This is a genomic window from Blautia sp. SF-50 (genome assembly GCF_900101315.1).
Lineage (GTDB): Bacteria > Bacillota > Clostridia > Lachnospirales > Lachnospiraceae > Blautia_A > Blautia_A fusiformis.
Genome location: NZ_FMUW01000055.1, coordinates 1 through 10,447 on the forward strand (window position 1 = coordinate 1; position 10,447 = coordinate 10,447).

Below are 10,447 nucleotides of genomic sequence, written 5' to 3' on the forward strand. Positions count from 1 at the left end.
CAAAAAAACACCGTCCCCGCAGCTCTATATCTGCAAAAACAGTGCCTTTAGTGCGTCTTCAGGGGTTCGAACCCTGGACACCCTGATTAAGAGTCGCACATCGGCTTCCATTCATGCTAAATTCTGAAGTCACAAAGGGTTTTATCAGATTTTGTTAATTTAGACTTCCTGATTATATAGTATAATCCTTTTATATTTTAATAAAACTTTATCTGTTTTTTCTCCAACTGTCAACTAAATTCTCACACATTTTACTATCATTTCTTCAGTCTGTGTAGACATCAACCAGCTTAAGAATATCCAGAAAAAACAAGCCCTTTTTCCAGTTGAAAGCACCCCGGGATAAATACAAAAAAAGATGTAAAATAAACGATTTTCCACGATTCCATCTAGTACAATAAGATCAGAAAGAGTAGTAAATCTGACGTATACGGAATTAGTAGTAAAACTGATATCAGCATCCCAGGTTGACGGTGCAGATGCAGTAGTAAAAATAACGTTCGTCAGAAATACCACCACAGGAGGAAGAAAACATGAGTAAAGAATACGGCTATGCCAGAATCAGTACACCGAAGCAGAATATCGACAGACAGGTGAGGAATATCCTTGCCGCACATCCACAGGCACATATCATTAAAGAAGTATTCACCGGAACAAAATTCCAGGGAAGGAAGGATCTGGACAAGCTTTTACGGACCGTGAAGCCTGGTGATACGATCATCTTTGATTCTGTCAGTCGAATGTCCCGTAATGCAGAGGAAGGCTTTCTCCTATATCAGAAACTTTTCAACCAGGGCATTAACCTGGTGTTCCTGAAAGAGCCACACATCAACACAGACACGTACAAGAGAGCTTTACAGGGCGGTATTCCGACCACAGGAACCAACGTGGACTTTATCCTGGATGGCGTGAACAAGTATCTCCTGGCACTGGCAAAGGAGCAGATCAGGCTTGCATTCGAACAGGCTGAGAAGGAAGTACAGGATTTACACCAAAGAACCGCAGAGGGAATCGAGACAGCCAGACTAGCTGGTAAGCAGATCGGTCAGAAGCCTGGAACTCGCCTAGTTACTAAAAAGTCCGTGGCTGCGAAAGAGATCATCCTGAAACACAATAAATCCTTTGGTGGATCACTGAATGATATCGAAACTATCCGCCAGGCTGGGATCACCAGAAAAACGTTCTACAAGTATAAGAAAGAACTACTGTCAAATACTGTTGCTTAAATCCAACGTACAGTAGAAATAAGTCTCTGTTTTCGAGGCAGTCAAAAAAGTGTAGGCCAGGAGATGCAGCGACCAGATTTGAGCCATACAGTGTGATTTGCTTCTTACCTGCACGGATGTTGCCTCATGAATCACTACAAAGATACAAAGAAACGAAATGCCTAGACAGCTTATTACGGTTGTCCAGGCATTTTTTGTTATCGATTATGTTATGGCTCAAGCTCAGAAAAAATGAGCTGTATGTTGGATACTCAGGAGTTTCCAGATCCGAGTGAAATACTGCTTACGGCCTAGGAAAGTACTGGTTGTATCTGGAATAAACAGTGTTGCGGAGGCACTTGAAATGATGTTATCGTACGCGCGCAGGCAGTGTTGAAGTCCTGCTGGTTTGTCTGTTTATCCGCTGTAAGTTTCCGACATGTTACTACAAAATATCCGCAGAAATCCTTTACTACATACGAGAAAATCATCATTTGCGAAATTTTTGCACTCTCTAAGGCTTGCAAAAAAATTTCGCATTCCATCAAAACTCATTGAAAAATCACGATCATCTTCTCTCGTATTCACCTCTATAAGCTCTGGTCTGTGTCTGATGGAACATACTTACAAATATCCTGTATCTCACAGTTCAAAATCCGGCAGAGATCATTTAATGTTGTTGTATTCACTGGCTTATTTTTCCGCAGTTTATCAATGGTAGCACTTGAAACATGATACCTGTTAATAAGCGTATATGTGGATTCTGATGATTTCTTTAATGTATCCCAGAATGGACTATAAACTATCAACTCGACCTCTCCCTTCTATATTTCAGAATACGGGATAGTCTTATTGTTGACTATAGTCATTAAAATAACTATAATGTAGTAAAAATGTTTCATTCCAAGGAGGATCACAGAATCATGGATATCATAGATCAGCTTTACAACTCACATGTAAGTGCAGCCACACTAGACGCCCTGGACAAGTACCGTATACATAAGGATCAGGCTTTACATGGTTATCATGTTCTTAAAGAACAACTTACAGAAGATCAGGCGGCCGCTCTGGATCAGGTCATGGATGAGAACCTTAATCTTCTGGCAGACGAGTTGGAGCAGAATTTCAGAAACGGCTTCTGTCTTGGAGTGAAGATGATGTGTGAAGTGTTCGGGAAATAAAATCGGGGTAAAAGTCTATACTCTTACCCCACATATGATTAGTTTATCTTTTTCAAAATCATCCCTTGTAGCATATCCTTTATTGCATTTTCAAAACTCATTTGTCTTCCATCTAAAGTAGTAACAGTGTCTCCTAAACATCGAATATCGCCTTGTCTTCCACTTGCTCCGGGACTCACAATAGTTGTTTCCTTAACATCAGCGCGTACCAATGCTTCATTAATTGCATGAATATCTTCTATCGTTTCTGTATCAGAATACAGACGCTTCATATTGGGTTGAATATATCCCAATACTTTATGCACATTAGCTGGCAAAAAACGTATATTATTTAAGTCACAATTTATCTTTAAATTATTCATTGCTTCAGTTCTACTACTAAACGTAGCATATCCTTTACAATGATGCACCTCTATTCCTTCACCATTCCGTCTGAATGCTGCTAGGCCATATTTTTCTATACACTCCGCTGCTTTTTCATCAATCCATGGTATTTTATCCTCAAAAACAATTCCCACGATTGCTTCTCTTGCATAAGCCTGTTCCTTAATTCTGACCTGTAGACGTTTTTCACCTTGTCCATAATACAAGGCCGCCTGATATCCATCATTTTCATTTCCAATTATACGAATAATCGTGCCTCGATCAGACACCCACCAATTTTTAGGCATTTCATTCCTTGCTTTAAAGAAACGTACCTGTTCATTTTCTGGAATAGTTTCCAAATAGCACGGCCTAAATTCTTCTGAAGAATCCGGATAATATGTATATTCCTCATCTTTCCATCGCAATGTTAACGGAGTCCGATTTTCATTCCATGTTTCAAACACTTTTACATATTTTTGATAATCATTGTCATTCATTTCTTATCTGTTTCCTCACTTATAATTCTAATAAGACCTTTTCAAACTTCTCAGAAGAGGAATATATTTTCCTCTCCTGAGCGAGATTCATTAATAATCTTCTATCTGTACCTCTGCTTGTATCATGCCCGCATACATGTATAATATGAAATCCTCTAACATTGGCTCATCTCTTCCCATTGCAAAAGCAGAATAAAAGTCAATCTTCAACTTCATATCCCAAGCAAGCATAATACCTGTTGTTGTTCTTAATGATTCTCGAACTTCTTCAGATGATATTCCGTGTTTTTTTGCAATTTCACAGAATATCACGTCAAAGACCTTATCCCCCTTATTATCAAAGACAAGATCAGGTGTGACTGTAGTATTTTTTTGAAGGTACTTGCCAAATTTGAATAACCTTTCAGAAAAACCTTCCAGTTCCTCCATCAATGCCTCATCTGTAACAGGGATCATGTTACCCTTAATCTCCAAGTGTCTTTCCTCCTTAATATAAGGATTTTTCATAATTTATTTCCTTTCTGGATTCCGAGTCCGGGATACAAACCAGCCTGTCCCTTTGTTGAGGAAACAGTCTCTCGTACCTCGTATCCTATAGAATATTATTATAAGAAATAACTGACAGACTTGTCACGAAATGAAATCAATGATATACTAAATGTGAAAAACATAAGTACTGATTCATTCGTGAGTCCGTGCTAATTCGAAAAGGATGCGCCAACATTCTTCTCGATACATCAAAGTCTCAGGGTTTGCCTCTGAGACTTTTTTTGTACCCTTAAAGAATACCTATTTTTTCACCGTTTGTCAATTATTTTTCATATTTTTCACCACTCTTTTTTATTTTTGGTGATTTTTATTGATTGTTACTTATTTATATGTTAATATAATGTTTGAAAGGATGGTGTATAATATGAGTGCAGAAAAATTAACTCTCACAGAAGATCTTGCAGCTATGATAAAAAAACTTCGACAAACTCATTCCAAAAATGGCAAAAAAATTACTGCCGAACAGCTTTCGTTAGCAATAGGTAAAAACAGAGCTTGGATGTCTCAAATAGAAAGTAGACGTCTAAAAAAAATAAAAAAGCAGGATATCATAAAAATATATATGTATCTTTTTGAAATAGATACCTCTTCTGCTGAAGAACGTTTTAAATGGGATTATAGATTTTATACCGAGGATATTTCTGATTGTTTATCATCATTCAATGATACCCTTTCTTCTCTATATAATACTTTATCTTTATCTGACAAACTTAAATTTAAAAATACTTTAAACACATTAGAATTAGGATTTGAATGCAATTTTGAAGACTTAGCGTTAATTTTTGAAAATTTTGATTTTAATCTTTTAAAACATCTACCTACAGATGCCCACCAAAATATTATTGAAAAATTTACAAACTTAAAAGAAGAGGTTTCTTCATTTAATACTACATTTTTTTTAAGCCGCCTTAACGAATCAGCCAACAACATTAACTCTTTTTCAGAAAGTCCTAATCCACAACAATTATATAATTTTTGTCTTTTAAATTACATGAATGGTTTATCGTATGCTACTTATATAATAAAACGAAATCTGTATATAAATAATGAACAAAAATGTATTCAAGAAATAAATCACTTTATATATTCTATAAAAAATTTTATATCTTATTTTTTTCCTGAACATCAAATTATTTTGAATACATTAAAAAACGAATCCACTATCTCTTCAGATACAAACAAATTATTAGATATATTACAATCTTTTTTGGACCAAATTCTTTCTATAAATTGTTAACCTTATTTCTATATAGTGTAGCCGGAGCAAAATGATTATTCTGCTCTGGCTGTCCATCGTATCCATGATACTCTGAACATATTTATCCGCCTGTGCTAACTGCTTCGGGTCTGTAACATCCTTTACAGAATCCCTGATCTTACCAATGGCCTCAGCACCTTTATTCATGGCAAGATCCTGAAGATTATCCTTCAAGTCACCACTGGCATTACTTAATTCCGGGAATTGCTGGATCAGATCTGCCATATCAGAATTCTGGAATGTACCGTTTGTTACGGATTCCATAGCAGACTGGATATTCTTCATGTCAGATTGGAAGTTATCTGTTACAGTATCAATGTCAGTAGCAGTATCTTCTGCTGCATTCTTAAACTTAGAAGCGAATGTGGCAGATTCCTCTGGAGTTTTCTTCTTAGCTTCCTGTGCTGCTTCGAAGTTTTCCTTAGTGGTTTTCTCATCCCATTTCATCTGCTTAGGATTATAGTTGTTGTCCTGAAGATAATCCCAAAAGTTCTCAAGCTCTTCATCCGTTTTACCTTTGAAGAAATCAGACTGTCCAAGACCATCCTTACCGAATATATCCTTAAGATTCTCCTTGATACCTTCCAGATTCTTCGCGTCAGGATCTGCTATAGACATAATACTATCCTTGAGATCATCCGCAGTAAGTCCGGCATTGCTCATTGCATCTTTAAGACCGTCTGTGTCATCAATCATTTTCTGGATAGCATCTGTACCACCGGATTTACCTGCGGCAATGAGTTTATCCTTCAAATCTGAGAACTAAGAGAGTGCAAAGATGTTATTCATCTTGTCGGAAGTAGTAGAAGTGGAACCGACAGCTTTCTTGTAGTTATCTGTAAGTTGTTGCACTCTTTTAGCAGTATTTCTTGCAGATTCGTCTATGAGATTACCATTATCATCCCAGAGATCCTGAGCTTTATCAGAAATATCAGCTACAGAATCTGTTAATTGTCCCTCTGTTGTTGAAATATCATCTTCGATAGATGCTAGTTTCTTCTTGAATTTTTCAGGACTATAATTACTCTCATTACTGATGAGTTCTTCTCGCTCGGCCTTCTGACGGTTAAGCTTTTCAATCATGTCATTGGCTTCATCGATGTCATCCTGATATTTAACACCTGTTTTCCCGCGGAGTAATCCATTCTCATACCAATGAGCTGAAGTTTTGTCTGTACGAAGTCCACTTTTCTCAAGAGCATCCTTCGCATCTAAAGCCTGCTGTTTTTGTGTCGCATCAACCAGGTTGTCTTTGACTTTCAGCTGAGACTCCATTAAGGAATTCTTCGATGCTAGATTTTCAAGCTCTGCCTGTTCATCTGTAGAACGGTTCTCTTTAGCATTGAGTTCATAGTATCTTTCTTTATTCGTGTTGTATTCTGACTGAAGTGAGTCACGCTCAGATACCGCATTATCGTATTTCTGTGAAGATTCTTCATATTTCTTGTTTGCATTGTTATTAGTCAGTACATTGTTCCATAAGGATTTACCAGCATGAATAGCAAGTCCTCCAAGAATAAGAGGAATAGCAAATTGCGCGACAGAACCAAGTACAGCAGAAATACCACTGCCAAATGATGTGACACCGCCTACAAGGTTGCCAATTCCATCAGAGAGTATATCTCCGAGAGATGAAGATTCTGCCTTTGCACCTTTAGCTATATTCTTTTTTACCGCATCAGCGTCGATATTCTTAAAAGCTCCTTGGAAAATGTCTATTATTCCATCAGAAATAACAGAACTTCCATCAGATTTTGTATTTAAATGTCCGAACCACTTGGCAGCTGAATCCTGATCCCCAAACATTTTTAAAGCATCAGAGATAGTATCCGTATCTCCATTTTTTATTGCCTTTTTTAGATTTCCGATTTTACTTAATGACTATAGTATGATAAAATTAATAGTACAATAATAGCAATAAAAAGGAGGAGTTCCGTATGCTTATTAAATGCCCCGAGTGTGGTAAAGAAGTTTCTGATAAAGCACCTGCCTGTATTCACTGTGGGTTTCCTTTGAATTATATACATAAAGAAAATACTTGCCTTGTTGATGGAGCAGAATATGATATGACAGAACTTAAAAATTATTATGCGAAATTGACTGATTATGAAAAAGGGGAATTTTATAGAAGAATCAAAAGCATGTATAAAGGTAATCTTGAAACTTTTCCAAAAGAAGCAACAAAAGTTTTAAGAAATATAAATGAACATTTTAATTGGTGGAATGACTCTCATAACCATGGCAATGGATATTTAGCAGATAAACTTGCTCTTGATTGTATCGACCACAACTTCCAATACTTCGAATTCAATACTGCCGATATTCCCGATCCTAACGTTGTTCGCTGTCCAAAGTGCGGATCAACGTCGGTAACAACTCAGGAGAGAGGTTACAGTATTATGTGGGGAGTACTGGGATCAACCAAAAAGAAGAACCTGTGTCAGAAGTGTGGCTATACCTGGTGGCCAGGTGCGGGGAAGTAAGGGTGGAGATAATCACTCCTCTTCCCGGTCATCCAGAGCCTTTACATCCTTATTAATACCTCATCAAATTGTTCAACCTTATATACACAAAGACCGAGAATTTCTTCTCGGCCTTTACTATGTATCCACTATTTTGAAGCAGTTTTTTTAGATTTTCTCGAAGTTTTTTTCTTTGACTTTTTGGCTCTCGCCTCCAGTTCTTCCGGAGATATTATCTGATAATAGGTTTCATTTCTATGCTCTTTTGATGTTTCTTTTCCCGAATATATTCTAAACGACACGTCCTGCTCTTCCAAACTTTCATTAATTTTCTTAATCTGAGCATACTTGATTCCATAATTTCTTCTGATTATTCCTTTAATCCTTTCAATATCCTCACCATAGAATCTTTTATCTGGCTCAAGATTCTTAGTAAATCCTTCCTCAATAATACCCTGCATTTTATATCTTGGTATAAGCAGCGGCATTTTTATTCCATACTCCTCACAATAGTCCTGAAGTTCTTCTTTCCAGTCCTTGATATTCAATAACCGTATTTCCTCGTTATATTTTATCTCGAAAAGCTGAAATTTTTTCTTTATAAAGTTGTACCGGATATATGGATTCTGCTCCACAAACCTTATCAGAGAAAATGTCGGGCCATATTCAAACACATCTTCCTGCTCTTTTATATATGTGTCAACAAATTTATTGGCAGCAGTTATTTCCTGTTGCTTCGCATACTCATACAAAAGTTTATCATGTTTAATCTCATGCTGTTGTGCATCTTCAATGATATAAACTGTACCGCCCCCAACACGTACACGACCAAAGAACTGTATTAAATTGGACAGAATATGGTTATCACAGATTACACAGGCATTCTCATTTAAAATATCCACTCCCTCTTTTAATCTTGATGTGGATATTAAGATCTCGCATTCTTCCGGAAGTACTTGGTTCTGAATAAGACTTGTATATACCTGGTCATTGATTTCTTCATTGTAGCCTGGGAATTTTTCCTTTAAAGCTGCGTCCATATCTTTTCTTTTTTCATCCGAAACTATGACAGCAATTTTTTCAATCTCTCCAATTCTCTTATCCAATACTTCTCTGATTGTCTCTGTGATAGTAGCTGTGTTATTTACAAAGTAGATAACCTTCTTATTTTCTTCCAAGGCCTCCTTGATAACATCCACTCTTTTTTCCTTATAAATATATTTTATAGCCTCCGGTTTAACATAATTACAAATTTTTCTGTAATCCTCTATATGCCAACCATTGTTCCGAAAATAAGACTGAACTGGTTCTGGAGTTCCTGTCATTACAATAACCTTATGGCCTTGTTCTGCTGCATACTCAATGAATGTAAGCACATCAAACGAAGATCTGGCAAAAGTCGAATCTGAAGCCATTGAATGTATCTCATCAACAACAATGTACTCATAGCAGTTCAGGAAATTATCTACTGTCATTTGCATGTCCGCATGAGCATTTATCAAAATGTATCCAAGTTTAGCATTCGTTATCAGGTTTTCTCTCTGCCCGTCCTGTTCGCGCACAAAGCTTGTAAAACATGAGTGTGCAATATCCTCGTCTACCTTTGCACGCCTGGAAGTTATAAACAGTACATTTCCTTTTTGTGTCAGAACATCCTTTACCCATGTACTTTTTCCAGAACCAACACCTGCGATAAGCATAATCTTGTTTCCGTATTCCTCTATGAGCTTATCAATATCTAGGACATCTGATATATATTTTTTCTTCTCCGATTCTTCCCCATGCAGTTCTACAGCCTTATTTTCCTCTGCCATAGTCTCTCCTTTTCCTCATTTGCGAAATTTTTCTCCTGCTCTTAGAATAAGACAAATTTTCGCATTCAGCAATACCCAAACCTTTAAAAGGACCAGCAGCCAACTGCTGCCAGTCCAACCAAACCTAAGCTGTTGGTTTATTTCTTTTTATCGTATGCTTTTTCCTTCTCTTTCTTACCATTCTATCTAATGGACTATATTCATCAAATCCTTCTTTCAGATCTGCGGCAAAAAGGTTTACATAATTTCGAGTCATATCAAGTGTTGAATGCCCCAACATTTTTTGCAGTCGGAACACATCTCCATTATTATGTATCCAAAGTTTAGCAAACGTATGTCTAAGCGCATGAACGCTGGTCTTTTTCACGCCTCTTGCTGCATTGTAATCACGAATAGATAATTTCAAGGCATTCTCTGTCAACTGTTCTCCAGACACATTGCAGAACAAGAACTCATCATCATCTGCTTCACTTCGAAAATCTCGTATAAACTGTGTAAGGACAAACGACAGCTCTGTACTCATAGGAATTATCTGAATTTTTTTATTTTTTGTCTGCTTCAACACTATTTCTTCATCCGGAAGATTTATATCCCGCATCCTCACATTACAAATTGTTTTCTCACGATTTCCCGTAGCCAGAATCCAGTTAATAATCGCCCAGCATCTCCACTCACAATAAGAATCCCTTTGGGGCTTCTCCAGTAAAGCCTTCAGTTCTTCTTCACTGTAAGTTTCTTTCACCGTCTCCTGCCCTTTTACAAGTTTTACTTCTATCTTGCGGCAGTATCCTGATTTACTGCACCAATTAAAAAATGCACGGATATCACGTAGGTAATGATTTATTGAAGATACACTTAATTCTTCTTCCTGCAATCCCTGTGTAAAGCTCAAAACATCATCGTAATCAATCTCCTGGATTGGCGCATCTGTACATTCCATGTAATCCATAAAACGCTTCAAGCTGTCTTCGTAGTTCTGTAATGTACTCTCAGAAAGTCCCAGGATTTTTTTCTCATTCTTAAACATCCGGAATAATTCCCACACATTCCGCTCCTGATCGGCCCTCCTTTTTATCTTCTTACAAACTCCCATAGTATACCATCCTTTCTTTATT

Annotated in this window: 11 protein-coding genes; 4 read left to right on the forward strand and 7 right to left on the reverse strand. The window is 37.1% G+C overall.

Going from position 1 to position 10,447, the window contains the following annotated elements; genetic code table 11:
• Positions 1-533 precede the first annotated feature (533 nt).
• On the forward strand, positions 534-1,226 hold the full coding sequence (locus tag BLP57_RS17040; protein ID WP_092073442.1) for a recombinase family protein: 693 nt from the start codon (positions 534-536) through the stop codon (positions 1,224-1,226).
• A 569-nt stretch (positions 1,227-1,795) separates the two neighbouring features.
• Here BLP57_RS17040 and BLP57_RS18815 read toward each other — a convergent pair.
• Complete coding sequence (locus BLP57_RS18815; RefSeq protein WP_092073445.1) at positions 1,796-2,014, reverse strand: helix-turn-helix domain-containing protein; 219 nt, start codon at positions 2,012-2,014, stop codon at positions 1,796-1,798.
• A 114-nt stretch (positions 2,015-2,128) separates the two neighbouring features.
• On the opposite strand from BLP57_RS18815, the gene BLP57_RS17050 reads away from it, so the two are divergent.
• Entirely contained in the window at positions 2,129-2,386 is a 258-nt protein-coding gene (locus BLP57_RS17050) for a DUF6809 family protein (protein ID WP_092073448.1), read from the forward strand.
• A 38-nt stretch (positions 2,387-2,424) separates the two neighbouring features.
• Here BLP57_RS17050 and BLP57_RS17055 read toward each other — a convergent pair whose 3' ends face one another.
• Entirely contained in the window at positions 2,425-3,249 is an 825-nt protein-coding gene (locus tag BLP57_RS17055) for a hypothetical protein (protein ID WP_092073451.1), read from the reverse strand.
• A gap of 90 nt (positions 3,250-3,339) precedes the next feature.
• Positions 3,340-3,756 carry a hypothetical protein gene (locus tag BLP57_RS17060; protein WP_092073454.1) on the reverse strand — a complete coding sequence of 139 codons (417 nt, stop codon included), beginning with the start codon at positions 3,754-3,756 and terminating at the stop codon, positions 3,340-3,342.
• A 406-nt stretch (positions 3,757-4,162) separates the two neighbouring features.
• Between BLP57_RS17060 and BLP57_RS17065 the strand changes: the two genes are divergently transcribed.
• Complete coding sequence (locus tag BLP57_RS17065) at positions 4,163-5,035, forward strand: hypothetical protein (protein ID WP_092073457.1); 873 nt, start codon at positions 4,163-4,165, stop codon at positions 5,033-5,035.
• Here BLP57_RS17065 and BLP57_RS17070 read toward each other — a convergent pair.
• Positions 4,994-5,809, reverse strand: coding sequence for a hypothetical protein (locus tag BLP57_RS17070; RefSeq protein ID WP_092073460.1), 816 nt, complete (start codon positions 5,807-5,809; stop codon positions 4,994-4,996). The two genes, BLP57_RS17065 and BLP57_RS17070, sit on opposite strands and share 42 nt — an antisense overlap.
• Positions 5,810-5,818: 9 nt before the next feature.
• Positions 5,819-6,862, reverse strand: coding sequence for a hypothetical protein (locus BLP57_RS17075; protein WP_092073464.1), 1,044 nt, complete (start codon positions 6,860-6,862; stop codon positions 5,819-5,821).
• A 131-nt stretch (positions 6,863-6,993) separates the two neighbouring features.
• On the opposite strand from BLP57_RS17075, the gene BLP57_RS18400 reads away from it, so the two are divergent.
• Positions 6,994-7,539, forward strand: coding sequence for a zinc ribbon domain-containing protein (locus tag BLP57_RS18400; protein ID WP_092073467.1), 546 nt, complete (start codon positions 6,994-6,996; stop codon positions 7,537-7,539).
• Between the two features lie 128 nt (positions 7,540-7,667).
• On the opposite strand, the gene BLP57_RS17085 is transcribed toward BLP57_RS18400, so the two are convergent.
• Together BLP57_RS17085 and BLP57_RS17090 are read right to left on the reverse strand one after the other, a co-directional pair.
• Positions 7,668-9,332, reverse strand: coding sequence for a hypothetical protein (locus BLP57_RS17085; RefSeq protein ID WP_092073470.1), 1,665 nt, complete (start codon positions 9,330-9,332; stop codon positions 7,668-7,670).
• Positions 9,333-9,456: 124 nt separating this feature from the next.
• Complete coding sequence (locus BLP57_RS17090; RefSeq protein WP_092073473.1) at positions 9,457-10,425, reverse strand: tyrosine-type recombinase/integrase; 969 nt, start codon at positions 10,423-10,425, stop codon at positions 9,457-9,459.
• Between the last annotated feature and the right edge of the window lie 22 nt (positions 10,426-10,447).